At 67.7% G+C, this 24,284-nt stretch carries 22 protein-coding genes; 13 read left to right on the top strand and 9 right to left on the bottom strand.

The features are described from left to right. The first annotated feature begins 110 nt into the window (after window positions 1-110). Window positions 111-2,012, top strand: a complete 1,902-nt coding sequence (locus ACFU5M_RS11325; RefSeq protein ID WP_379047543.1) for an alkyl/aryl-sulfatase — start codon at window positions 111-113, stop codon at window positions 2,010-2,012. 115 nt (window positions 2,013-2,127) lie between these two features. Here ACFU5M_RS11325 and ACFU5M_RS11330 read toward each other — a convergent pair whose 3' ends face one another. The 3 genes from ACFU5M_RS11330 to ACFU5M_RS11340 all read right to left on the bottom strand — a co-directional run bounded on the left by ACFU5M_RS11330 (window position 2,128) and on the right by ACFU5M_RS11340 (window position 3,667). Then, a complete protein-coding gene (locus ACFU5M_RS11330; protein WP_379047546.1) occupies window positions 2,128-2,646 on the bottom strand; it encodes a DUF1990 family protein in 519 nt (172 codons plus the stop codon). Window positions 2,647-2,811: 165 nt separating this feature from the next. After that, window positions 2,812-3,363: a M23 family metallopeptidase gene (locus ACFU5M_RS11335; protein ID WP_379047549.1), complete on the bottom strand. Its 552-nt coding sequence runs from the start codon at window positions 3,361-3,363 to the stop codon at window positions 2,812-2,814. Between the two features lie 22 nt (window positions 3,364-3,385). Continuing rightward, entirely contained in the window at window positions 3,386-3,667 is a 282-nt protein-coding gene (locus tag ACFU5M_RS11340) for a hypothetical protein (RefSeq protein WP_379047551.1), read from the bottom strand. A 380-nt stretch (window positions 3,668-4,047) separates the two neighbouring features. On the opposite strand from ACFU5M_RS11340, the gene rpsB reads away from it, so the two are divergent. The 5 genes from rpsB to ACFU5M_RS11365 all read left to right on the top strand — a co-directional run bounded on the left by rpsB (window position 4,048) and on the right by ACFU5M_RS11365 (window position 8,485). Next, window positions 4,048-4,860 (top strand): 30S ribosomal protein S2, encoded by an 813-nt coding sequence (gene rpsB, locus ACFU5M_RS11345; protein ID WP_379047554.1) that lies wholly within the window; start codon window positions 4,048-4,050, stop codon window positions 4,858-4,860. A gap of 171 nt (window positions 4,861-5,031) precedes the next feature. Next, window positions 5,032-5,856 (top strand): translation elongation factor Ts, encoded by an 825-nt coding sequence (gene tsf / locus ACFU5M_RS11350; RefSeq protein WP_379047558.1) that lies wholly within the window; start codon window positions 5,032-5,034, stop codon window positions 5,854-5,856. A gap of 195 nt (window positions 5,857-6,051) precedes the next feature. Further along, complete coding sequence (pyrH, locus tag ACFU5M_RS11355) at window positions 6,052-6,780, top strand: UMP kinase (protein WP_379047561.1); 729 nt, start codon at window positions 6,052-6,054, stop codon at window positions 6,778-6,780. A 49-nt stretch (window positions 6,781-6,829) separates the two neighbouring features. Next, window positions 6,830-7,387 carry a ribosome recycling factor gene (gene frr / locus ACFU5M_RS11360; protein WP_223512670.1) on the top strand — a complete coding sequence of 186 codons (558 nt, stop codon included), beginning with the start codon at window positions 6,830-6,832 and terminating at the stop codon, window positions 7,385-7,387. Between the two features lie 192 nt (window positions 7,388-7,579). After that, entirely contained in the window at window positions 7,580-8,485 is a 906-nt protein-coding gene (locus tag ACFU5M_RS11365) for a phosphatidate cytidylyltransferase (RefSeq protein WP_379047791.1), read from the top strand. Window positions 8,486-8,494: 9 nt separating this feature from the next. Here the strand turns inward: ACFU5M_RS11365 and ACFU5M_RS11370 are convergent, their stop codons facing one another. Then, window positions 8,495-8,857 carry a lipopolysaccharide assembly LapA domain-containing protein gene (locus tag ACFU5M_RS11370; protein ID WP_379047565.1) on the bottom strand — a complete coding sequence of 121 codons (363 nt, stop codon included), beginning with the start codon at window positions 8,855-8,857 and terminating at the stop codon, window positions 8,495-8,497. A 124-nt stretch (window positions 8,858-8,981) separates the two neighbouring features. On the opposite strand from ACFU5M_RS11370, the gene rlmN reads away from it, so the two are divergent. Beyond that, complete coding sequence (gene rlmN / locus ACFU5M_RS11375) at window positions 8,982-10,091, top strand: 23S rRNA (adenine(2503)-C(2))-methyltransferase RlmN (protein WP_379047568.1); 1,110 nt, start codon at window positions 8,982-8,984, stop codon at window positions 10,089-10,091. Window positions 10,092-10,208: 117 nt separating this feature from the next. Here rlmN and ACFU5M_RS11380 read toward each other — a convergent pair whose 3' ends face one another. Beyond that, window positions 10,209-10,622, bottom strand: coding sequence for a DUF5997 family protein (locus ACFU5M_RS11380; RefSeq protein WP_379047571.1), 414 nt, complete (start codon window positions 10,620-10,622; stop codon window positions 10,209-10,211). A 161-nt stretch (window positions 10,623-10,783) separates the two neighbouring features. Here ACFU5M_RS11380 and ACFU5M_RS11385 point away from each other — a divergent pair, with 161 nt between their 5' ends. Next, entirely contained in the window at window positions 10,784-11,704 is a 921-nt protein-coding gene (locus ACFU5M_RS11385) for a LysR family transcriptional regulator (protein ID WP_379047574.1), read from the top strand. A 51-nt stretch (window positions 11,705-11,755) separates the two neighbouring features. Here ACFU5M_RS11385 and ACFU5M_RS11390 read toward each other — a convergent pair whose 3' ends face one another. Both ACFU5M_RS11390 and ACFU5M_RS11395 read right to left on the bottom strand, forming a co-directional pair. Further along, window positions 11,756-12,070, bottom strand: a complete 315-nt coding sequence (locus tag ACFU5M_RS11390) for a hypothetical protein (protein WP_379047577.1) — start codon at window positions 12,068-12,070, stop codon at window positions 11,756-11,758. A 140-nt stretch (window positions 12,071-12,210) separates the two neighbouring features. Beyond that, complete coding sequence (locus tag ACFU5M_RS11395) at window positions 12,211-12,477, bottom strand: DUF2631 domain-containing protein (protein WP_379047580.1); 267 nt, start codon at window positions 12,475-12,477, stop codon at window positions 12,211-12,213. Window positions 12,478-12,622: 145 nt separating this feature from the next. On the opposite strand from ACFU5M_RS11395, the gene dxr reads away from it, so the two are divergent. From dxr to ACFU5M_RS11420, 5 genes are all read left to right on the top strand, one after another. Beyond that, window positions 12,623-13,762, top strand: a complete 1,140-nt coding sequence (gene dxr / locus ACFU5M_RS11400) for a 1-deoxy-D-xylulose-5-phosphate reductoisomerase (protein ID WP_379047583.1) — start codon at window positions 12,623-12,625, stop codon at window positions 13,760-13,762. A gap of 166 nt (window positions 13,763-13,928) precedes the next feature. Beyond that, window positions 13,929-15,128, top strand: coding sequence for a M50 family metallopeptidase (locus ACFU5M_RS11405; protein ID WP_379047586.1), 1,200 nt, complete (start codon window positions 13,929-13,931; stop codon window positions 15,126-15,128). A 152-nt stretch (window positions 15,129-15,280) separates the two neighbouring features. Then, entirely contained in the window at window positions 15,281-16,438 is a 1,158-nt protein-coding gene (ispG, locus tag ACFU5M_RS11410) for a flavodoxin-dependent (E)-4-hydroxy-3-methylbut-2-enyl-diphosphate synthase (RefSeq protein ID WP_379047589.1), read from the top strand. A gap of 67 nt (window positions 16,439-16,505) precedes the next feature. Next, entirely contained in the window at window positions 16,506-17,369 is an 864-nt protein-coding gene (locus tag ACFU5M_RS11415; RefSeq protein ID WP_379047592.1) for a GNAT family N-acetyltransferase, read from the top strand. A gap of 74 nt (window positions 17,370-17,443) precedes the next feature. After that, complete coding sequence (locus tag ACFU5M_RS11420) at window positions 17,444-19,231, top strand: penicillin-binding transpeptidase domain-containing protein (protein WP_379047595.1); 1,788 nt, start codon at window positions 17,444-17,446, stop codon at window positions 19,229-19,231. Window positions 19,232-19,459: 228 nt separating this feature from the next. Here ACFU5M_RS11420 and ACFU5M_RS11425 read toward each other — a convergent pair whose 3' ends face one another. Both ACFU5M_RS11425 and ACFU5M_RS11430 read right to left on the bottom strand, forming a co-directional pair. Next, entirely contained in the window at window positions 19,460-20,452 is a 993-nt protein-coding gene (locus tag ACFU5M_RS11425; protein WP_379047598.1) for a hypothetical protein, read from the bottom strand. A 120-nt stretch (window positions 20,453-20,572) separates the two neighbouring features. Further along, window positions 20,573-24,259 carry a beta strand repeat-containing protein gene (locus ACFU5M_RS11430; RefSeq protein WP_379047601.1) on the bottom strand — a complete coding sequence of 1,229 codons (3,687 nt, stop codon included), beginning with the start codon at window positions 24,257-24,259 and terminating at the stop codon, window positions 20,573-20,575. Window positions 24,260-24,284: the final 25 nt, after the last annotated feature.

Here is a 24,284-nt window from a genome sequence, read left to right on the forward strand (position 1 = left end):
GTGGCGGTGGTCGTGGTCGCGCTGGCCGCCGCGGCGGCCGGATCTCTCGAACCGCTGCCCTGAAGGGCCGGCGGCCCAGCAAGGTTGGCCGAGACGACAGGAGGACGACAATGAGCACAGCGAGCGAGCCGAGCGGCTTCATCGTCGCGGAGCACGAGCGGGCGACCGCCGCACTGCCCTTCGCCGACACGGCCGATCCGGCCGACTCCGAGCGCGGTTTCATCGCCGCGCTGGAACCCGGCGTGGTCACCTCCGAAGACGGAACCGTCGTGTGGGACAACGACTCCTACTCGTTCCTGAGAGCCCCATGCCCGGCCTCGGTCCATCCGAGCCTGTGGCGGCAGTCGGGTCTCGCGATGCGACAAGGGTTGTTCGAGGTTTGCGAGGGCGTCTATCAGATCCGTGGTCTCGACATCTCCAATATGACGCTGGTCGAAGGCGAAACCGGCGTCCTCGTGATCGATCCGCTGATCTCGGCCGAGACCGCGGCGGCCGGTCTCGCGCTCTACCGCGCCCATCGGGGCGACCGGCCGGTGACCGGTCTGATCTACACGCATTCGCACATCGACCACTTCGGCGGAGCGTGCGGGGTCACGACCGCCGCGGCGGTCGAAGAAGGGCGCTGTCCGGTGCTCGCGCCCGTCGGTTTCCTGGAACACGCGGTGGCCGAGAACATCTACGCGGGCACGGCGATGGCGCGCCGCGCCGGGTACATGTACGGCGCGGTGCTGCCGCGCGGACCGCTGGGTGCGGTGGGCTCCGGGCTCGGTCAGACCACGTCGGTCGGCACGGTCACGCTGATCCCGCCGACCGTCGACATCACGGCCACCGGCCAAGAGGAGACGATCGACGGCATACGGATGGTCTTCCAGCTCACCCCCGGCACCGAAGCGCCCGCGGAGATGAACTTCTACTTCCCCGACCGCCGCGCCCTGTGCATGGCGGAGAACGCGACCCACACCCTGCACAACGTGCTCACGTTGCGCGGCGCGCTGGTCCGCGACGCACATATCTGGGCTCGATATCTGACCGAGGCGATCAACCTGTTCGCCCGCGATTCCGACGTCGTCTTCGCCTCGCACCATTGGCCGACCTGGGGCACCGCGCGCCTGGTGGAATTCCTCTCGCTGCAACGGGACCTGTACGGGTACCTGCACGACCAGACCGTTCGCCTGCTGAATCAGGGTTACGTGGGCGCGGAGATCGCCGAGCTGGTCACCCTCCCGCCTGCCATCGAGCAGGCCTGGCACGCGCGTGGATACTACGGTTCGGTCAGTCACAACGTGAAGGCCGTCTACCAGCGCTATATGGGCTGGTTCGACGGCAACCCCGCGCATCTCTGGGAGCACCCGCCGGTCGAATCGGCCCGTCGGCACGTGGAATTCATGGGCGGCGCCGACGAAGTAGTGCGCAAGGCCCGGGCTTCCTACGACGCCGGAGATTACCGTTGGGTGGCGCAGGTGCTCAATTACGTCATCTTCGCCGATCCGGACAACGATGCCGCGAAAGAATTGCAAGCCACCACGTTCGAGCAATTGGGCTATGGGGCGGAGAACGCGACCTGGCGCAATTTCTATCTCAGCGGAGCCTACGAGTTGCGCTACGGCTCGTTCGGCACGCCCACCAAGAGCGAATCGCCGACCATGGTGGCGGCACTGAGCATCGACCAGATCTTCGACGCCCTGGCGTTGCGCGTCGACGGCCCCAAGGCGTGGGACCATCGGCTCGTGACGGACTGGATCCTCACCGACCAGAACCGCACCCACCGGCTCGAACTACGCAACGGCCGCCTCACCCACTTCGACGTCGCGCCCGGCATGACCCTCCCGGAATCCGATGCCACCTTCACCCTGGCCAAGGCCACCCTGATCCGAGTGCTGCTGGCGGGCGACGACTTCGGGGTCGCGGCGGCCGCGGGGGACATCGTGATCGAGGGAGATGTCACCAAGCTCGCCGAACTGGTCGGCATCTTCGACGCTCCCGATCCCGATTTCGCGATCGTCACACCGTAACCCCGGCCTTTGCCGGGCACGGCCCAGTGGGTGGGCAAGCCTTCGGTCGGACCATCGGAAGATCGGCGCCGGAAGCGAACGGCTCGATCTCTGTGCGGCTGCGGCGCTGTCCGGGTCAGGCAGACGTCGGCAACGTCGCGAGATATCTGCCCGCGACGAAACGCTGGATCAGCCGTACCGCGGGTCCACCGAGGCGGGTGTACCAGGTCGCGGGGCGGGAAAACGCGACGATCAGTCCATAGACCGTGTCATCGACGGGGTCGTACTCGACGGCGAACAATTCTTCGCCGGACGCCGGATGTCCGGGCAGGGTTCCGTACGCGAACCCCAGCCGGTCCGGCTCGTCGAGTACATACACAACGCGGCAGGGAGCCGTGATCCCGAATGGCCCCACCCCGAGCCGCACTGTGAGGCGGGTCCCGGGTTCAGCCGTCGGGGTGTCGGCCGATCGAAAGATCCCGGTGCCCTTCTGCACCCGGTAGGCCAGGATCTCCGCGCCCGCGCGTCGGAACAGCGCGCGTCCCCGGCCGATGCGCCGCCGCAGCCGTAACCCGTGATATCCCTCCGGCAGCACCCCTCGGGTCGCCCCGACCTGGGAATATGTGAACGACGACCGCTCGAGCCCATCCGCCATGCCCTGAATCTTCGCCCCACCCCGCCCGCTCTCGCCACCTCGAACCGGCGACACGCCGGTCCCGATCGAACCGGATCCTCCGAATACGCGACCCGCTGCGTGACGACGCGGCCGCAGAGCCGCACGGTGCACGAACTCGTTCACCACGGCGTCGACGGCGGCAGGTCATCCCGTGGTGATCTCCGGGCGCACCGGTTTGAGCCGCAGGGGAGTGGCGTGGAGCAGTCCGAGGGGATCCAGATACTCGCGCGTGCGGCGTGGACCACCCTCGGCGCGGGCTCCCCAGTGCAGACAGGCCGTCACGCATCCCGGGTGCCCGGACTCGAGTGTTCCGAGCCGAGTGCCGCGGCCGACCCGCCTACCGACGGGAACCTCGGCGCGAACAGGCTCGTAAGTCGTGCGCAGCCCGCCGGGGTGATCGATGGACACGACCGGCTTGTCTGCCACCGTTCCGGCGAACACGACGATCCCTTCCCCCGCCGCGAGCACGGCTTGCCCCTCGGCGGCGGCCAGATCGACCCCGCGATGCCCCGGTAACCAGTTCTGCGCGGGTTTGTCGAAGTGTCGTACCACCTCGGGGCGCGGTTGCAGCGGCCAGCCGAACCGCCCCTCGGGTCCGGCTGTCGCGCTCGGCGCCGTCGCGACGATCACGGTGATTGCGAGAGCCAAGGCCGAAGGAAGATGCCGACGAGGCCACATAGCCTTCATCCTGGTCATTCGTGCCGGGTCGGAGGTTCGATCACGCCCCGCAGAGGGGTACGGGCGGTGCGCACAGCTCGCCACCGGAGGCGGAAGACGTATCGAGTCGGTCGTACCCGCCTGCACCGAGCCCGGATTGCCGGAACGGAAGTGGCGCGCGCCGTAGCAGGCCGGACAGAGATGGCAGGCAAACGGACCCCGTGCACGCCCCGAGCACGGGTTCCGCGGCAGGCGCCACGGCTCCGACCGGCGGCGCGGCCACGACGCCGAGCACGAAGAACAGCGGGACAAGCAAGATGGTCGCGGTGGAGAACGGTTTCATGCCTCCAGCCTTCCTCGGTTCCGGCGGCGCCGAGAGCTCGATCCGCGGAATGTGGATAACTCCCTCGCCTGTGGAAAGCTGACGTTCCAGCTGGTCAAGGCTTCGGATCGGACCGATTTAGGTCTGTGTGCCACGAGGCCGTAAACTGATCGGGCGGTCTGTGCCTGCATGGACCGACTTCGCGCGCCACCCGTGCTTGTTCATAGCGGCGCTGTTCGAATCGAACTCGACATTTTTCGAGTCCGCGGCAGCGTGTTCGGAACAGGGAATCGCCGGCTGGTCCCCACCTTCGTGGTCGGGTCCGACGATTCGGCGGCGCCAGGGCAGCGGATCACCGATTCGCTGCGTCAACCGGCAAACGAAAGAGAGATACGGGAGCTATGGCTGTCGTAACCATGAAGCAGCTGCTCGACAGCGGCGCACACTTCGGACACCAGACCCGGCGCTGGAACCCGAAGATGAAGCGGTTCATCTTCACCGACCGCAACGGCATCTACATCATCGACCTGCAGCAGACGCTGACCTACATCGACAAGGCCTACGAGTTCGTCAAGGAGACCGTCGCCCACGGTGGCACCGTCCTCTTCGTCGGCACCAAAAAGCAGGCCCAGGAGTCGATCGCGGCCGAGGCGACTCGCGTCGGGATGCCCTACGTCAACCAGCGCTGGCTGGGCGGCATGCTCACCAACTTCTCCACCGTGCACAAGCGTCTGCAGCGCCTCAAGGAGCTCGAGGCCATGGAGCAGACCGGTGGCTTCGAGGGTCGCACCAAGAAGGAAATCCTCATGCTGACGCGTGAGATGAACAAGCTGGAGCGCACCCTCGGCGGTATCCGCGACATGGCGAAGGTGCCCTCGGCCATCTGGGTCGTCGACACCAACAAGGAGCACATCGCCGTCGGCGAGGCGCGCAAGCTGAACATCCCGGTCATCGCGATTCTGGACACCAACTGCGACCCCGACCTGGTCGACTACCCGATCCCGGGTAACGACGACGCGATCCGCTCCGCCGCCCTGCTGACCAAGGTCGTCGCCTCCGCGGTGGCCGAGGGTGTGCAGGCGCGCGCCGGTGCGTCCTCGGGCGACGAGAAGCCGGAAGCGGGCGCGGGCGAGCCGCTGGCCGAGTGGGAGCAGGAGCTGCTCGCGCAGGCCGCCCCCGGTGCCGAGGCCGCCGAGACTTCGGCCGAGGCCTGAGACTCGTAACCACTGCGGCGTGAGCGGGGCCCCGGAGGCGGTAGCCTGCGTAAGCACGGAGGGGTCCGTAAACGCCGCAGTCAAGACACTGTTTCAGCGGCGATCACGAGCGAGTGCCATCGTGATCGCCGCTGCCAACACTCACACTTCTCCAAAGGAGGCTCGCCGAGAATGGCGAACTACACCGCTGCCGATGTGAAGCGGCTCCGGGAGCTGACCGGCTCCGGCATGATGGATTGCAAGAACGCGCTGGCCGAGACCGACGGTGACTTCGACAAGGCCGTCGAGCTGCTGCGCATCAAGGGCGCGAAGGACGTCGGCAAGCGTGCCGAGCGGACCACCGCCGAAGGCCTGGTCGCCGCCAAGGACGGCGTCATGGTCGAGATCAACTCCGAGACCGACTTCGTCGCGAAGAACGCGGAGTTCCAGGAGCTCGCCGAGCAGGTCGTCGCCGCGGCGGCCTCCGCCAAGCCCGGCGACCTGGAGACGCTGAAGGCGCTGGACCTGGGCGGCAAGACCGTCGACGAGGCCGTGCAGGCGCTCGCCGCGAAGATCGGCGAGAAGCTCGAGCTGCGTCGTGTCATCTCGCTGAACGGCCCGGTCGCCACCTACCTGCACAAGCGTGCCTCGGACCTGCCGCCCGCCGTCGGCGTGCTGGTCGAGTACACCGGTGAGGGCGACGCCGCGGCCGAGGCCGCCCGCGCCGCCGCCATGCAGGTCGCCGCGCTCAAGGCCAAGTACGTGACCCGCGACGAGGTTCCGGCCGACATCGTGGAGAACGAGCGCCGCATCGCCGAGCAGACCGCTCGCGAGGAGGGCAAGCCCGAGGCGGCCCTGCCGAAGATCACCGAGGGTCGCGTCAACGGCTTCTTCAAGGACGTCGTGCTGCTGGAGCAGTCGTCGGTCACCGATTCGAAGAAGACCGTCAAGGCGCTGCTGGACGAGGCCGGTGTCACCGTCACCCGCTTCGCCCGCTTCGAGGTCGGCGCGAACTGAGTCTCGCCGCACCCCCAGCGTGCAGGCCCCCCGCCGACCGAACGAATGCCGGTTGACGGGGGGCCTTCTGCTGCCGCTCCAACCGAATAAGGCAGGATGGATGCCGCTCTGCCTTGCTCTGCGTCACAGGCGCCTGCCGTGTGCAACGAATCGCCGGAACAACGACAATCCCTCGCCGAAGGAGACTGGAGACCCATGACGGACCCGGGGACCGATCGCCCAGGATATCGCCGGGTACTGCTGAAACTCGGCGGGGAGATGTTCGGCGGCGGGAAGGTCGGGCTGGACCCGGATGTCGTGCAGGCGGTGGCCGAGCAGATCGCCGAGGTGGTCGCCACCGGCATGCAGGTGGCCGTGGTGATCGGCGGCGGGAACTTCTTCCGGGGCGCCGAACTCGAGGAACGCGGCATGGAACGCGCGCGTTCGGACTACATGGGCATGCTCGGCACGGTGATGAACAGCCTTGCCCTGCAAGACTTCCTGCAGCAACAGGGTGTGGACACCCGGGTGCAGACCGCGATCACCATGGGCCAGGTCGCCGAGCCCTACCTCCCGCTGCGCGCCAAGCGGCACCTGGAGAAGGGCCGCGTGGTCATCTTCGGAGCGGGGATGGGCATGCCGTACTTCTCCACCGACACCACCGCAGCGCAGCGCGCACTGGAGATCGGCGCGGACGTGGTGTTGATGGCCAAAGCCGTCGACGGGGTGTTCACCGCCGACCCGCGCGTCGACGAGACCGCGACCATGTACTCCGAGATCACCCACAAAGAGGTCATCGAGCGCGACCTCAAGGTCGCGGACGCGACCGCCTTCAGCTTGTGCATGGACAACCAGATGCCGATTCTGGTGTTCAATTTGTTGACCAAGGGCAATATCGCCCGCGCGGTCGCCGGTGAGAAGATCGGCACACTGGTTCGGTCCTGATACCCGCGGACCGCGGATCATGCATGACGACGCTGTGGAGGAAACGGTCGTGATTGAAGAAGCGCTCTTCGACGCCGAGGAGAAGATGGAAAAGGCCGTCTCGGTGGCGAAGGACGATCTCGGAACCATTCGTACCGGCCGGGCGAATCCGGGCATGTTCTCCCGGGTCGTGGTCGACTACTACGGATCGCCGACCCCGATCACCCAGATGTCCAGCATCACGGTGCCGGAGCCGCGCATGGTCGTGATCAAGCCCTATGAGGCGGGCCAGCTCGGCGCGATCGAGACGGCGATCCGCAACTCGGATCTCGGGGTCAACCCCACCAACAACGGCGACATCATCCGGATCTCGGTGCCGCAGCTGACCGAGGAGCGCCGCCGTGAACTCGCCAAGCAGGCGAAGGGCAAGGGCGAAGACGCCAAGGTCGCCATCCGCAATGTCCGTCGCAAGGCGATGGACGAACTGTCTCGTATCCAGAAGGATGGCGAGGCGGGCGAGGACGAGGTCGGGCGCGCCGAGAAGGAACTCGACAAGACCACCGCCAAGTATGTCGGCCAGGTGGATGAATTGGTCAAGCACAAGGAAGCCGAACTGCTCGAGGTCTGACGCGGATCGGTCGGCAGGCGGGACGGGTCCGGAGGAGGCCAGGTCATCGCGAGTGCCGGCGGAACAGCGTCAAGGCCCGCCCGGGCGGGGGACGAACGGAACGACGAGTTGAGCGACGGGACAATCGTGGCCGAGAACGCCGCCGCGACCGGTGCGGCAGAGGAGCCGCCGGTGAACGGGACAGCCGATGCGATGCGACAGCACCCGCACGACGCTGGGGCGTCCGGCCATGAACCGTTAGGCAGCCCCACGGCGTCCGAGCCCGCTCCCGCGTCGAGTGGTTCGCGCGCGGGCCGGAATCTGCCCGCCGCGCTGAGCGTCGGCTTCGGTCTCGGGCTTTCGCTGATCGCGATCCTGCTGTTCGTGCCGAAAGTGTTCATCGGCGTCGCGGCGGCCGGGGTCGGCGTGGCCACCTGGGAGGTCGCCAAGCGGTTGCGTGAGGCCGACGTGCTCGTCCCGCGGGTGCCGCTGATCGCAGGCGGCCAAGCGGTCTTCTGGCTGGGCTGGCCGTACGGGGCCAGCGGCGTCGCAGGCGCGTTCGCCGCCACCACGCTGATCTGCATGGTGTGGCGGCTGTTCGATCACGGCTTGCGGACCGCGCCGCGAAACTTCCTGCGCGACACGGCCATCACGGTGTTCACGCTGGCCTGGATCCCCTTGCTCGCCTCGTTCGCCACGCTGCTGCTGCTCGAACCGGACGGCAACCTGCGGGTGCTGACCTTCATGATCCTGGTGGTCTGCTCCGATGTCGGCGGTTACGTGGCGGGCGTGCTATTCGGCAAGCACCCGATGGTGCCTTCGATCAGCCCGAAGAAGTCGTGGGAGGGTTTCGCCGGTTCGCTGGTGTTCAGCGTGATCGGCGGTCTGCTCACGGTGACGCTGTTGCTGGAGGCCAACTCGATGATCGGCGTCGTGCTCGGCGTCGGCCTTGTGCTCGTGGCCACCTGCGGCGATCTGATCGAATCGCAGATCAAGCGCGAACTCGGCATCAAGGACATGGGCACCTTGCTGCCCGGGCACGGGGGCATCATGGACCGCCTCGACTCCATGCTTCCTTCGGCGTTCGTCTCCTGGCTGGTGCTGTCGACGCTGCTGTGATCCGGCGCGTCAGCTCTTCTTGGCCGCGCGGCGCAGCTGCAGGATGCGCACGCCGCCCACGGAGGCCATGACGGCTGCGCCGCCGATCACCGACAGCAGCACGGTGACGCCGAGCGGCAGCGAGAAGTCCCAGAAGAAGAAGTGCACTTGAACCTGTTCGAGGTTCTGCAGGATGAAGATCAGCAACAGGATCAGGATCAGGATGCCCGTGACGAGCCCGGTCCAGGTATATCCGGCGCGTGAGGACAGTGACTTCGTGGTAGGCGCGGACTTCTCGACCGGGACGGGAGGCGGGGCGCCCGGCGGTGTCGTGCGTGGGCGCTGCGACAGGTCGGGGTCCGGCTCCGTCGGGTATTCGGGGTGCGTGGACATATCTCGATCATGGCCGACGGCTATCGCGGCCGCAGGTATTTCCCGCGATGAACCGGGCATGTCGGGCCGCCCGCCAGTGGTCGAGTGCCGGGGTAGTTCCGGCGGATGGGACAATGGAGCAACTATGACCGTCTCCCTGCCCCTGGTTTTCGACGCTCCGCGCCGTGGCATGCCGCCGCGGCATCTCGCCGACCTCGATGCCGAGGGCAGGCGGGCGGCCGTCGAGGAACTGGGCCTGCCGAAATTCCGCGCCGATCAGATCGCGCGTCAGTACTACGCGCGGTTGCAAGCCGATCCGGCGCGGATGACCGACCTGCCCGCCGCGGTGCGGGAGAAGATCGGCGAGGCGCTGTTCCCCCCGTTGCTGAGCGTGGTCAAGCACGTGGCGTGCGACGAAGGGGAGACCCGCAAGACATTGTGGCGCGCCGGCGACGGGACGTTGCTGGAAAGCGTTCTGATGCGCTACCCGGACCGCGCGACCCTGTGCATCTCCAGCCAGGCCGGTTGCGGCATGGCGTGCCCGTTCTGCGCCACCGGTCAGGGTGGGCTGAACCGCAACCTGTCCACCGCCGAGATCGTCGACCAAGTACGTGCCGCGGCCGCTGCGCTGCGCGACGGGGAAGTGGCGGGCGGGCCGGGCAGGCTGTCCAACATCGTCTTCATGGGCATGGGCGAGCCGCTGGCCAATTACAAGCGGGTGGTCGCCGCGGTCCGCCGGATCACCTCGCCCGCGCCGGACGGCCTCGGCATCTCCCAGCGCAACGTCGTGGTCTCGACCGTCGGGCTGGCTCCGGCCATCCGCAAGCTGGCCGACGAGGGACTGTCGGTCACGCTCGCGGTCTCTTTGCACACGCCCGACGACGAACTGCGCGACACCCTTGTCCCGGTGAACAATCGCTGGCCGGTCGCCGAGGTGCTCGACGCGGCCCGCTACTACGCCGACAAGACCGGCCGCCGTGTCTCGGTCGAGTACGCGCTCATCCGCGACATCAACGACCATCCGTGGCGCGCGGACATGCTCGGCGAGAAGCTGCACAAGGCCCTCGGTTCCCGCGTTCACGTCAACGTGATCCCACTCAACCCCACCCCGGGCTCCAAGTGGGACGCCAGCCCCAAGCCGGCCGAGCAGGAGTTCGTCCGCCGCGTCAACGCCAAGGGCGTGCCCTGCACGGTCCGCGACACGCGTGGCCAGGAAATCGCCGCCGCCTGCGGGCAATTGGCCGCGGAGAACTGAGGCGCGGAGACGCGCGCCGGACGATGTGATCGTGTGAGCGGCCGCGTCGGACAAGCCGCCCACGTTTCGGGTTGCCCGGTACGGGCGTTCGGAGTGTCCTCCTCGAGGGGGGCGTCGCTAGCCGCGGTTCTTCGCCGGGCGGTTGGTGGCTGCGCGGCGTTCGGCTTCTTTCGCCTTGATACGGGCGTCCTCCGCACGGACCGCGGCGTAGTTCTCGCGCTCGCGCACGAGCCATTCCGGCGGGTCGGTGAGCAGGGCGTCGATCTCGTCGGCGGTGAGGTGGTCGGAGACCTCGGCGCGGGTCAGGCCGGTATTGGAGACGCCGAGCTTGCGCGCCACCACATCGCGGGGGAAGGGGCCGGTGCGGCGCAGTTCGGTGAGCCATGCGGGGGGATCGTCGCGCAGCGCGTCCAGCTGAGCGCGAGAGATCGGCGTGTTGCGGAAATCATCGGGCGCGGCCGGAAGATAGATGCCGAGTTTGTTCGCCGCCGTCAGCGGCTTCATCGTCTGCGGTTTCTTGTCCGGGCTCACCGGAACAGCCTAACGGGCGCGGCGGGACGGTTTCGTCCGCAGCCCCGTCTCGGCTACGCGGAGGCGGGGCGGGCGCCGCGGATACGCGGTGCTCGAGCGGGGCGGCCGTCTATCCGGCGGCGCGAGCGGCCCACATCGCCCGGTGGCATACGCTTCCACGAATGAGCCGGTTGGAGTCGATCGATGTGGTGCTTCTGCGCTGGTTCGTCGCGGTCGCGCAGGAGTTGCACTTCGCGCGCGCGGCGAAATCGCTGAACATCTCGCGGCAGAAGCTGAGTCATACCGTCATCGACTTGGAGAACGAACTCGGCACCAAACTTTTCGTGCCCGGAGCGCAACCCACCCGGCTCACCGACGCCGGCCGGGAATTGCTGGAGCAGGCGCGCGAGATCATCGGCCGGGCCGAGTCGGCGGCGCAGCGGCAGCCGGAGGCTGCGCCCGTCCTGCGGGTGGGTTTCGTACCGGGCGTCACGGTGTCCAAATGGACCCGGGTCTGGTCCGAGCGGTTCCCGCACACCCCGCTCGAAGTGATCGCGCTGGCGCAGGCGGATCAGGAAGCGGCGGTGCGCGACGGACGCGTCGACATGTGCTTCGTCCGTCTGCCGATCGACCGCCGAGGCCTGAGCGCGATCCCGCTCTATCGGGAGGTTCCCGTCGTCGTGGTGCAGAAGGAACACCCGCTCTCGGTGTTCGACGAGGTGAGCAGGAACGACCTGGCCGACGAGCGTCTGCAGGACACCTCGGACGTCGACGCGGTCGGTGGTGCACTGGAACTCGTCGCGGCGGCCGGGGGTGCGGCGATCGTGCCGCACTCCCTCGCTCGTCTGCATCATCGCCGCGATCTGGTCTACCGCCCGCTGCTCGACGTTCCCGACACGGAAGTCGCGCTGGCCTGGCCCGCCGAGCGCACCACCGACCTGGTCGAGGATTTCATCGGCGTCGTACGGGGGCGTTCCGAGCGCAGCTCACGCGCGCCGGCCCGCGCCGAGAAGAACGAGCCGCGGAAGAAGTCACCGGCCGGGAAGACGGGTGGACGTCCGGCCCGTGCCGAGAAGAAGCCCACCCGGCGCCGTGGACGCTGACCGGTCGGTGCTCGGCGGCGCGAACCCGGCCGGTCCGCGCCGCTCGCGGGGTCAGCTGTGGCAGGCCCGGTTCAGTTCGTCGGTCGCGGCGTCCATGTTCGTGACCGTGTCATCGGTGAGGGCTTGGGCGTAGGCGGTGATGGCGGCCTTCTCCGCGCCTTCGGCCTGGATGGCCGAGAGCTCGGTGGCCAGCGACTGCTGCACGCTCGGGTCCAGATTGCCGCCCGACTCGTCGATGGCGGCATTGATCGCGTCGATGGCCGCGCCGCACGCCGGTGACTGGGCGTGCGCGGGCGCGGCGGGCAGCAACAGCAGCGAGCCGAACGCGCTCGCGGCGAGCAGGGCAGCGGAACAGGTCTTGATCATTGCGTCCTAAGGGTTGCGTGGACAGAGAACCGAGGTCCGCGACCCGGGTGGGACGCGGACCTCGGACGCACACGGTACCGGCTGTTGCCGCGCGGTACAGGACGAATGAAGTTGTGCGACAGGACTTTCCGAATGGAGGACTAGCGCGGCTTGCGCTGCAGCAGCGAGTCGCGGACGAGAATGCCCGCGATCAGGACGGCGAAGCCGACCAGGAAGATGTCCTCGATCTTGCCGCTGTGGTTGCCCACCAGCATGGCCAGCAGGATCAGCGCGACGATCCAGCCCGCGATCCGGAAGGTGCGACGCGACTCGCCGCTCCAACCCCACGCGGCGGAGGGAACTTCGGCGGGGTCCACGCGAGTGACGACGCGCTCGGTGTCGGCGTGTTCGAGTTCCGTGGCGGCCACGATCGCTCCTTAGCTGTTACTTGTACCGCGATTCCGGTACACACTCGATGAGCTGCTGCCGCATATCGTGACATACGACGGTGCGTCGTTGTAAGTCGGCCCGCGCCCGGTCGAACGCGTTCCGGGGGTAGGACACAATGAAGTCGTGTCCGACATCGTGAGAGTCCTGCTGCTGGGCAGCACCGGATCCATTGGCACCCAAGCGCTCGAGGTGATCGCCGCCAATCCCGACCGCTTCGAGGTGGTCGGACTCGCCGCGCGTGGTGGCAACACCGAGCTGCTCGCCGCCCAGATGGCCGCCACCGGCACGCGCAATGTCGCCGTCGCCGATCCGGCCGCGGCCCAGCGGCTGGATCTGCCGCTGGGCGGCCCGGGGGCGGTGACCGAGCTGGTGCGCCGCACCGAGGCGGACGTCGTGCTCAACGCTCTGGTCGGCTCGCTCGGATTGGAACCGACCCTGACCGCCCTCCAGTCGGGCACCCGTCTCGCGCTGGCCAACAAAGAATCGCTGGTCGCGGGCGGTTCCCTGGTCACACGCGCCGCGGCTCCCGGGCAGATCGTCCCGGTGGACTCGGAACATTCCGCGTTGGCGCAGTGCCTGCGCGGCGGGCGCGCCGACGAGGTCGACCGGCTGGTGCTGACCGCGTCGGGCGGCCCGTTCCGCGGCTGGACCGCCGATATGCTCGAGTCGGTCGAGCCCGCTGAGGCCAAAGCCCATCCCACCTGGTCGATGGGCTTGATGAACACCCTCAACTCGGCCTCGCTGGTGAACAAGGGGCTCGAGCTGATCGAGACCCACCTGCTGTTCGGGATTCCCTACGACCGCATCGACGTCACCGTGCATCCCCAATCGATCGTGCACTCGATGGTCACCTTCACCGACGGCTCCACGCTCGCCCAGGCCAGCCCGCCGGACATGAAGCTGCCCATCGCGCTGGCGCTCGGCTGGCCGGATCGGGTGCCGGGCGCGGCCGCTGCCTGTGATTTCGGCACCGCGTCCACCTGGACGTTCGAACCGGTCGACAACGACGTCTTCCCCGCGGTCGAGCTGGCCCGCGCGGCCGGGCAGGCGGGTGGCAGCGTCACCGCGGTCTACAACGCCGCCAACGAGGTCGCGGTGCAGGCTTTTCTGGACGGCGCCATCCGATTCCCGCAGATCGTCGGCACGGTGGCCGCCGCGGTGGAGGCCGCCGAGCAGTGGCGCGCCGAGCCGGGTTCGCTCGACGAGGTCCTCGCCGCGGACACCTGGGCGCGGGAGTTCGCCGCGGCCCTGGTACGCGGCTGACACCGTCCGGCGCCGGATCGGACGCGCGGGGCGACCGCGTCCTGGCACACTGAACACATAGGACAGGACTTCGTCCGGTTAGGGTGATCAGAGTGCTCGCGGCCAGGAGCGGACGCGTGCGTGCGGGATATTCGAGCTGCGCAAACGCAGGAGGGCTGTAGAGCAAATGGTGTTCGCGTTGGGATTCGTGCTGTTCGCGCTGGGCATCACCGTGTCGATCGCGCTGCACGAATGTGGGCACATGTGGACCGCTCAGGCGACCGGCATGAAGGTGCGACGGTATTTCATCGGATTCGGACCGAAGATCTTCTCGTTCCGCCGCGGTGAGACCGAATACGGCCTCAAGGCGCTTCCGCTCGGCGGTTTCTGCGACATCGCCGGCATGACGGCGCTCGACGAACTGCGCCCGGAAGAACTCGACCGCGCGATGTACCGCCAGGCCACTTGGAAGCGGCTGGTCGTGATGTCCGGCGGCATCGCGATGAACTTCGTCCTCGGCTTCATCCTGGTCGTGGTGCTCGCCATCGGCTGGGGTCTGCCGAACCTGAAGGAACCGCCCGCCACCGCGCTGGGCGAGATGAGCTGCGTGCCGCAGGGCAAGCCGGACGGCTCGAGTGAGCCGTGCACCGGCACCGGCCCAGCACAGCGCGCCGGATTGCAGCGCGGCGACATCGTCGAAGAGGTGAACGGCGTCAAGGTGGACACCTGGCGGCAGTTCCAGGCCGAGACGCAGAAGCAGACCGGCCCGTTCACCTACCTCGTCGAGCGCGACGGCCGCACCCTCAGCATTCCGGTCACTCCGGAACGGGTAGTCCGGTACCCGGAGGGCGGTGGCGCGGGCCGCGAAGTCGGCGCCATCGGTGTGGCGCCGGAACGCTACGAACCCGTGCAACACGACCTGCTGGGCGCCGTTCCCGCCGCTGCCGTGTTCACCGGGGACATGTTCGTGCGCACCGTGGACTCGCTCACCGAGATGCCGGCCAAGGTCTCCTCGCTGTGGGACGCCCTCACCGGAGGTGAGCGGGATCCGGAGACCCCGGTCAGCGTGTACGGCGCCAGCAAGATCGGTGGCGAGACCGCGGAACGCGGCCTGTGGAACATATTCATCCTGGTGCTGGCCAGCCTGAACTTCTTCCTCGGCATCTTCAACCTGCTGCCGTTGCTGCCGCTGGACGGTGGCCATATCGCGGTGGTGATCTACGAGAAGATCCGCAACACCATTCGCGGCTGGAAGGGGCTCGCGCCCGGTGCGCCGGTGAACTACTTGAAGTTGCTGCCCGCGACATACGTGGTCGTGGTGATCGGCGGCGCTTACATGCTGCTCACCCTGGCCGCCGACATCGTCAACCCGATCAAGCTGTTCTGACCCGGGGCCGCCGACCGGTCGGCGCGGTCGGCGACGTAGTCTGTCGCGGTCAACCGGGGAAGCCTTGTCGTTGCTGTCACAGGGTGGGCGTCGTGCGCCAAGGCTAGACTCGGCACCAACCGGCCGGACACGATGAAAGTAGGCAGCCGAAGGTGACCAGCACAATCGGATTGGGGATGCCGACCGCTCCCGCTGCGGTGCTCGCTCCCCGGCGTAAGACCCGCCAGTTGATGGTGGGCAATGTCGGGGTGGGCAGTGATCACCCGATCTCGGTGCAGTCCATGACCACGACCAAGACGCACGACGTGAACGCCACCCTGCAGCAGATCGCGGAACTCACCGCGTCGGGGTGCGACATCGTGCGGGTGGCCTGCCCGCGTCAGGAGGACGCGGACGCGCTGGCCACGATCGCGGCGAAATCGCAGATTCCGGTGATCGCCGACATCCACTTCCAGCCGCGCTACATCTTCGCGGCGATCGACGCCGGATGCGCGGCGGTGCGCGTCAACCCCGGCAACATCAAGGAGTTCGACGGCCGGGTCGCGGAGGTCGCCAAGGCCGCGGGCGCAGCGGGCATCCCGATCCGCATCGGCGTGAACGCCGGTTCGCTGGACAAGCGGATGATGGAGAAGTACGGCAAGGCCACCCCGGAGGCGCTGGTGGAGTCGGCGTTGTGGGAGGCGAGCCTGTTCGAGGAGCACGGGTTCGGCGACATCAAGATCTCGGTCAAGCACAACGACCCGGTGATCATGGTGGAGGCCTACCGTCAGCTGGCCGCACAGTGCGATTACCCGCTGCACCTCGGCGTCACCGAGGCGGGCCCGGCGTTCCAGGGCACGATCAAGTCGGCGGTCGCGTTCGGCGCGCTGTTGTCGGAGGGTATCGGCGACACGATCCGCGTTTCGCTGTCCGCGCCGCCCGCCGAGGAGGTCAAGGTCGGCGGGCAGATCCTGCAATCGCTGAATCTGCGTCCGCGCAAGCTGGAGATCGTGTCGTGCCCCTCCTGCGGCCGCGCGCAGGTCGACGTGTACACCCTGGCCAACGAGGTGACCGCGGGCCTGGAGGGCATGGAGGTGCCGTTGCGGGTGGCCGTCATGGGATGCGTCGTGAACGGGCCCGGCGAGGCGCGCGAGGCCGATCTCGGTGTGGCCTCCGGCAACGGCAAGGGCCAGATCTTCGTCAAGGGTGAGGTCATCAAGACCGTCCCGGAGGCGCAGATCGTCGAGACGCTCATCGAAGAGGCGATGCGCATCGCCGAGGAGATGGGCGAGGACGCGGGCACCGGCGAACCGGTCGTCACCGTCCGCTGAGCAGCCGCTCACCAGCGCTTTCGGCGTAGCGATACCGCATCGCGCCGGTTCGTGGCAGGCTGTCATCGTGCGGAGTCTGCTGGAGCCGGCGCGAAGGGCCAAATACGCCCCTGCGCGGCAGCTCGCCAATCGTGACCTTGCTCAGGTGCTGCGTGTGCTGGATGCGGATCCGGTGGCCTCGTGCATGGTCGCCGCCCGGTTGCAGGAGTTCGGCCTGGACAGCCGGTGTGGGCAGGGTGAGCTCTGGAGCAGAGGCGGTCCCGCGGAGTCGCTGTGTTTCTCGGGTGCCAACCTGGTGCCGTTGCTGGGGGATCGTGACGCATTGCGCGCGTTCGCCGATCGGGCGATCCGCTGGCCTCGGATCTGTTCCTCGGTGGTGGGGCGCAGGGAATTGGCCCTGCCGCTGTGGGAGATGCTGTCCGGTCACTGGGGGCCGGAGCGGGAGCTACGCGGGGAACAGCCGCTGCTGGCGCTGTCCCAGCCGCCGCTGTCCACGCCCGACCAAGAGGTCCGCCGGGTGCGCCGCGATGAACTCGATCGCTACCTCTCGGCCGCGATCGCCATGTTCATCGAGGAGGTCGGTGTCGATCCGCGCGCGGGTGACGGCGGACGCGGCTATCGTCGCCGTATTCAGAGCTTGATCGAATCCGGCCGTGCCTGGGCCCGTTTCGAGGACGGGGAAGTGGTTTTCAAAGCCGAGGTCGGATCGCTGTCCCGGCGCACGGGCCAGATTCAAGGGGTCTGGGTGCATCCGGATCATCGGGGGAAGGGCCGTGGCACCGCGGGCACCTCGGCGGTCGCCAACGCGGTGGTCGCTTCCGGCCGCACCGCGAGCTTGTACGTGAACGATTACAACGCGATCGCCCGCCGCGCCTACAGCCGGGTCGGGTTCCGCCAGATCGCGACCTTCGCCACCGTCCTGGTCGACTGAGCGCGCCCGCGGGCACGATGAATCCCGGAGTGCCGCAGGCATTTGCCCGTCAGTGACTATTACGATCGGTGCCGATGTCGACTCGGATGCTCCTCTCGCTCGCCGTCGCGGCCTGCACGGTGGCCGCCGCCGGCTGTGCAAGCGAGCCGCAGGGGCCTGTCCCCGTCGCGGACGCCTTCGTCAAAGCGTTCGCCGAGCACCGGGTGACCACTGCCGCCGAACTCACCAACCTGCCGGAGAAGGCGAGTGACGCACTGCGTTCGGCGTGGGATCAGCTCCAAGCCGAACAACTCACCGCGCGTACCGGTGCGGCGCGCGTAACCGGTGACACCGCGACCGTCGATTACACCTACGAGTGGCGGTTGCCCAAGAACCGGATGTGGAAGTACTCGGGCCAGCTGCAGATGGGGCGCAGCAACGGGCGTTGGATGGTCCGCTGGACCTCTTCCGACATCCACCCCAGACTCGGCGACACCCAGACCATGGCGTTGCGGGCCAACCCGCCGCCGCGGGCACGGGTGAACGAGCAGTCCGGTAGCGACGTCATGGTGCCGGGCAAGGTTTCCCGGGTCACGTTCGTCGCGGCCGACGCCGCCGATCCCGCGTCCGTGGCCACCGTGCTGGCCGCCGCGCTGCACCGCTTCGACAGGTCGCTGACACCGCAGTCGATCCTGGACGCGGCGAACGCGGCCCGGGGCGCTTACACGGTCGCGCTGCTCAACGAGACCGAATCCGGTCAGGTGACCACCGATCTCATCGGGCTGCCCGGCGTCACGCTGACCCAGCAGTGGGATCTGGTCGCCACCGATCGGGAGTTCGCGCCCGATCTGCTCACCCAGGTACGCAAGACGGTCATCGCGGAGGTGGACGGCAAGGCGGGGTGGAGCGTGGTCACCATGAACTCCAACGGCGCCGACACCGATGTGCTGATGGAAGTGCCCTCCCAACCCGCGCCGTCGTTCTCGCTCAGCATCGACCGCAACGTGCAGAACGCCGCCCAGCTCGCCGTGCAGCCGCGTGCCGAGCAGACCATGATGGTCGTGCTGCGCCCGTCCACCGGCGCGATTCTGGCGGTCGCGCAGAACAAGGCCGCCGACCGGGAAGGCCCCCTCGCGACGATCGGCCAGTACCCGCCCGGTTCGGTGTTCAAGACGGTGACCGCGGCCGCGGCCATGTCGAACGGCCTCGCGACTCCGGATACGGTGCTGCCGTGTCCGAGCCGGATCGTCATCGGCGAGCGGACCATCCCCAACTACAACCTGTTCACCGTCGGGAATGTGCCGATGTCCACGGCCTACGAGCGCTCCTGCAACACCTCGTTCGCCGAACTCGCCAGTGAGCTGCCCGGCCCCGCGCTGCACGAGGCCGCGGCGAAGCTCGGTGTCGGACCCGCCTATTCGGTGGTGGGGCTGCCGACCGCCTCCGGCTCGGTGCCGCCCTCCGACGATCTGATCCAGCGCACCGAAGACGGTATCGGTCAGGGCAGAGTGGTGGTCAGTCCGTTCGGCATGGCGCTCATGGCGGCGACCATCGCGCGCGGCTCGGTGCCCGTGCCGTACCTGATCGCCGGGCGCCTCACGCAGATCGAAGGTGACCGTCCGGCGCTGGCTCCCGACGTCACCGACGGGCTGCGCGTGATGATGCGCAAGGTGGTCCTCGGCGGCACGGCCGAGCGCATCGCCGATCAGGGCGAGGTCTACGGCAAGACCGGCGAGGCGGAAGTGGACGGCGGGTCGCACTCCTGGTTCGTCGGCTACCGTGGCGACATCGCCTTCGCCACGCTGCTGGTCAAAGGCGGCAGGTCCGACAATGCCGTCGCCGTGACACGGGACATGTTGGCGGCATTGCCCGCCGGCTACTGACCGGTCTCCGCTCCCATGCCGGGAGGACCCAGAACGAGAATGCAGGGGGCCGCGGCACGGGAGATCGGACCGCCCGAATCACTGTCGACCGACGGTTCAACGGTGTCCTCCTGTCTCGTGCTCGGAAAGGAACCCGCCGCAGGTGCGGGAGCCGACGCGGCCCCGGCGCCCGGACAGAAACGATCGGGACTGTCCGGGGCGACGGGTATGCGCACCTTCCTTTCCGCGCTAAGCGATCAGCAAATGCTCCAAACTGGTCGTCCGGTCCGAATATTCGTCGACGCCGATGACCGCGACGAATTCCCGCTCCCCGACGCGGTGCTGGAGGGAAAGCCACGAGTTGGCGAGATACCAGCCCGCTCCGGCGGTGCCGCGTGGCCGCAAGCCGCCGCAATAGATCCAGTAACGATCGGGATGCTGATCCGCGCTCGGTCGTACTCGCGCGACGATGCCGATGTTGCGGTCGTCGTTCGAGTCGTACCGGCTTCCGTCGGTCAACTCCAGACGCACCGCCGCGATGCCGTCCTCGGTGCCGCTGTCGTGGATGGTGAACAGCGGATTGTCGACGGTGTGCGGATACAACCGGGTGCAGTTGTTGCCGCTCAGCCCGAAGCTGATGTACGGGCGGTCGTGATGGGTGACCATGTAGCGGTCGCTGCGGACCTCGGCCCGAATGCTGGTGTGGCGCTGGAGCAAGGAGAACATGTACAGCAGCCCCCGAAAATCGTTCTCCGCCACTACAGAGGGGATATCGACGGGACGATCCGGGAAACCGCCCTCCTGCTTCCCGAATATTCGCCGCCGGGAGATCCCCGCCGCCCGCAGAGCGTCCACGGACGACCTGGTCAGCTCGAACGACGGGTACACCAGAGTGGTCCCCCTGGTGCTCGTCTCCATTCCGAGAAAAGCCTCGAGCCGGACATCGGTGCCGGAATAACCCGGCCCGAGCGATCCCGTGCCGTCCGGTGTCGAGTTGGCCATCTGGAACAATCCTTCAACCGTCCAGCCGGGAAACATCCGCTCGAGCACCCGGCAGTGATAGTCGCGCGGAAGACCGATCATGCGACCGGACAACCACTGGTAGTACTGCGCTTTCGCCGGCCCATGCCCTGGGGGAATGGGCGGGTCCAGCTGCGCCGCGCATCGGTCGTACGCGACAAGAAAATCTGGATGACTTTTGAGATGCCGCTCCGCTAGCAGCATCTTCAGTACGGTCGCCAACGAAAACCCCCTTACCCCTGCAGCCTCCGTCGACGGTGACGGAGACTCTGTGTATTGGCTCGACCGCAACGAAACTGGGCCGCCGGCAAAAGCCTGCCGACGGCCCAGCCGCATCAGCCGTCAGATGTAGATGAATGGGAGACCATTACTGGTTCCTCCGGAGCTGGTTGCGGTGATTTGCACTGTTCCCGTTCCGGCGGGAGTGACGGCGGTGATCTGTGTTGCGGAATCGACGGTGAACGAAGTAGCCGGTGTGCCCCCGAAGTCGAGGGAGGTCGTGCCTGTCAGGTTCGTCCCGGTGAGGACGACTGTCGTTCCACCGGCCGCCGGTCCTACATTCGGAAGTACGACCGCGAGGGCCGGAACCGCGATGTAGGTGTAGGCGAGGCCGTTGCTGGTTCCGCCGGAGGTGGTGGCGGTGACTTGCACCGTACCGGTCCCGGCGGGTGCCACGGCGGTGATCTGAGTTGGTGAGTTGATCGTGAACGAGGTCGCCGGCGTGCCGCCGAAGTCGACCGCCGTGGTGCCGGTCAGATCCGTCCCGGTGATGACGACAACGGTTCCGCCCGCTTCCAAACCGACGTTCGGAAGCAATACGGTCAGACTGGGCACCGCGATGTAGGTGTAGGCGACGCCGTTGCTGGTTCCGCCGGAGGTGGTGGCGGTGACCTGCACGATTCCGGTTCCCGCGGGCGCTACCGCGGTGATCTGGGTGGCGGAGTCGACGGTGAACGAGGTCGCCGGTGTGGCACCGAAGTTCACCGCTGTCGTTCCGGTCAGGTTCGTTCCGGTGAGAACGACCGTAGTGCCGCCCGAAGCCGGTCCTACGCTCGGCACCGAGGTGACGAGGGTGGGAAGCGCGACGTAGGTGTAGGCCACGCCGTTACTTGTCCCGCCCGCGGTGGTGGCCGTGACTTGCACAGTCCCGGTCCCCGCCGGGGCGACGGCGGTGATCTGGGTGGCGGAGTCGACGGTGAACGAAGTCGCCGGTGTACCACCGAAGTCGACCGCGGTGACTCCGGTCAGCCCGGTGCCGGTGAGGACGACAGTTGTCCCGCCCGCTACCGAGCCGACATTCGGCACCGCCGTGGTCAGGGTGGGAACCGCGACGTAGGTGTAGAGCACGCCGTTGGTGGTCCCGCCCGGAGTGGTGGCGGTGATCTGCACGATGCCGGTCCCCGCCGGGGCGACGGCGGTGATCTGGGTGGCGGAGTCGACGGTGAACGAGGTCGCCGGTGTGGCGCCGAAGTTGACCGCCGTGGTGCCGCTCAGATTTGTTCCGGTGAGGACGACGGTCGTGCCGCCGGAGACCGAGCCCAGATTCGGCAGCGCGGTGGTGAAGGTGGGAAGCGCGACGTAGGTGTAGGCCACGCCGTTACTTGTCCCGCCCGCGGTGATCGCCGTGACTTGCACGGTCCCGGTCCCCGCCGGGGCGACGGCCGTGATCTGCGTGTCGGAACCGACGATGAACGAGGTCGCCGGTGTGGCACCGAAGTTCACCGCGGAAGCGGTGGACAGACCCGTCCCGGTGAGGACGACGATCGTCCCTCCCGACACCGGGCCGACATTCGGCACATCCGTGGTGAGCGTGGGTACCGGGATGTAGGTGTAGGCGAGACCGTTGCTGGTTCCGCCGGCCGTTGTCGCCGTGACCTGCACCGTTCCGGTTCCCGCCGGGGCGACGGCGGTGATCTGGGTGGCCGAGTCGACGGTGAACGAGGTCGCCGGTGTGGCGCCGAAGTTCACCGCGGTTGTTCCGGTCAGTCCCGTGCCGGTGAGGACGACTGTCGTGCCGCCCAATTCCGTGCCCACATTCGGCAGCGCCGTGACGAGCGTGGGCACCGGAATGTAGGTGTAGGCGACGCCGCTGCTGGTTCCGCCCGGGGTGGTGACGGTGAGCTGGACGGTCCCGGTTCCCGCCGGTGCGATGGCGGTGATCTGGGTAGCCGAGTTGACGATGAACGAGGTCGCCGGTGTGGCGCCGAAGTTCACCGCGGTGGCTCCGGTGAGTCCGGTTCCGGTGATGACGACCGTCGTGCCGCCTGCTTCCACGCCTGCGTTCGGCACCACCGCGGTAACCGTGGGCAGTACGACGTAGGTGTAGGCGACGCTATTACTGGTTCCGCCCCCGGTGGTGACAGTTACCCCCACGGTCCCGGTCCCGGCGGGAGCGACAGCGATGACCTGGGTGTCGGAGACGACGACGAACGAGGTCGCCGGTGTGGCACCGAAGTTCACCGCGGTCGCTCCGGTGAATCCGGTTCCGGTGATGACGACCGTCGTTCCGCCGGTGACCGGTCCTACGCTCGGAACCACCGTGGTGATGGCGGGCACCGCGACGTAGGTGTAGGCGACGCCGTTACTGGTTCCACCCGCGGTCGTGACGGTGACTTGCACGGTCCCGGTTCCGGCCGGTGCTACCGCCGTGATCTGGGTAGCCGAGTTGACGGTGAACGAGGCTGCCGGTGTGGCGCCGAAGTTCACCGCGGTCGCTCCGGTGAGTCCGGTTCCGGTGATGACGACCGTTGTCCCGCCGGTGACCGGTCCTATGTTCGGAACCACCGTGGTGATGGCGGGCACCGGGATGTAGATGTAGGCAAGGCCGTTGCTGGTTCCGCCGGGTGTCGTGACGGTGACTTGCACGGTCCCGGTCCCGGCCGGTGCTACCGCCGTGATCTGGGTAGCCGAGTTGACGGTGAACGAGGTCGCCGGTGTGGCGCCGAAGTTGACCGCCGTCGCTCCGGTCAAATTCGTTCCGGTGATCACGACCGTTGTCCCGCCGGTGACCGGACCGGTATTCGGCACCAACGTGGTGATGGCGGGTACCGCTACATAGGTGAAGGGAAGGCCGTTGCTGGTTCCGCCGGGTGTCGTGACGGTGACTTGCACGGTCCCCGTTCCGGCCGGTGCGACGGCGGTGATCTGGGTATCGGAGTTGATGGTGAACGAGGTCGCCGGTGTGCCGCCGAAGCTGACCGAGGTGGCAGTCGACAGGCCCGTTCCGGTGATGACGACCGTGGTTCCGCCGGTTGTCGGGCCGGTGTTGGGTGCCAGGCTGGTCAGCGCGGGGACACCGGCATAGGTGTAGGTGACGCCGTTGCTGGTTCCGCCCGAGCCGGTGACCGTGACCTGTACGCTTCCCGTTCCGGGCGGTGCGACGGCGGTGATCTGCGTGGGGGAGTTGACTGTGAAAATGGTTGCGGTGTTGCCGAACCGGACAGTCAGTGGACCGGTGAATCCCGTGCCGGTGATGGTGACGGTGTTGCCACCCGAGGCGGGCCCGGCGGTCGGCGAGATGGCGGTGATGGTGGGTACGACCACGTAGATGAAGGGCACCGCACCGCTGGTGCCGCCAGGGCCGGTCACCGTGACCGGCACGATTCCCGTTCCGGCGGGTGTGACAGCCGTGATCTGCGTGTCGGAGTTGACGGTGAACGAAGTCGCCGGTGTGCTACCGAAGTTGACCGCGGTGGCGCCGGTGAAACCCGACCCGGTGAGGGTGACCGTCGTCCCGCCCCCGGTTGATCCCTGATTGGGATTGATGCTGTTCAGCGCGGGGACCGGAACGTAGGTGTAGGCAACCCCATTGCTGGTTCCGCCCGCGTTGGTCACGGTGACCTGCACCGTACCTACCGAACCGGCGGGTGCTATCGCCGTGATCTGGGTGGGGGAATCGAGGGTGAAAGTGGTCGCGGTGTTGCCGAACCGGACGGTCGTGGGGCCGGTGAACCCGGTACCCGTGATCGTGACGTGGGTTCCCCCCGTGGTTGGTCCTGAAGTCGGGGAGAGGGAAGTGATGGTAGGCATGGCACTGCCTCCTTGTCGCCGTGGT

The organism is Nocardia sp. NPDC057455, from assembly GCF_042802775.1.
GTDB lineage: Bacteria > Actinomycetota > Actinomycetes > Mycobacteriales > Mycobacteriaceae > Nocardia.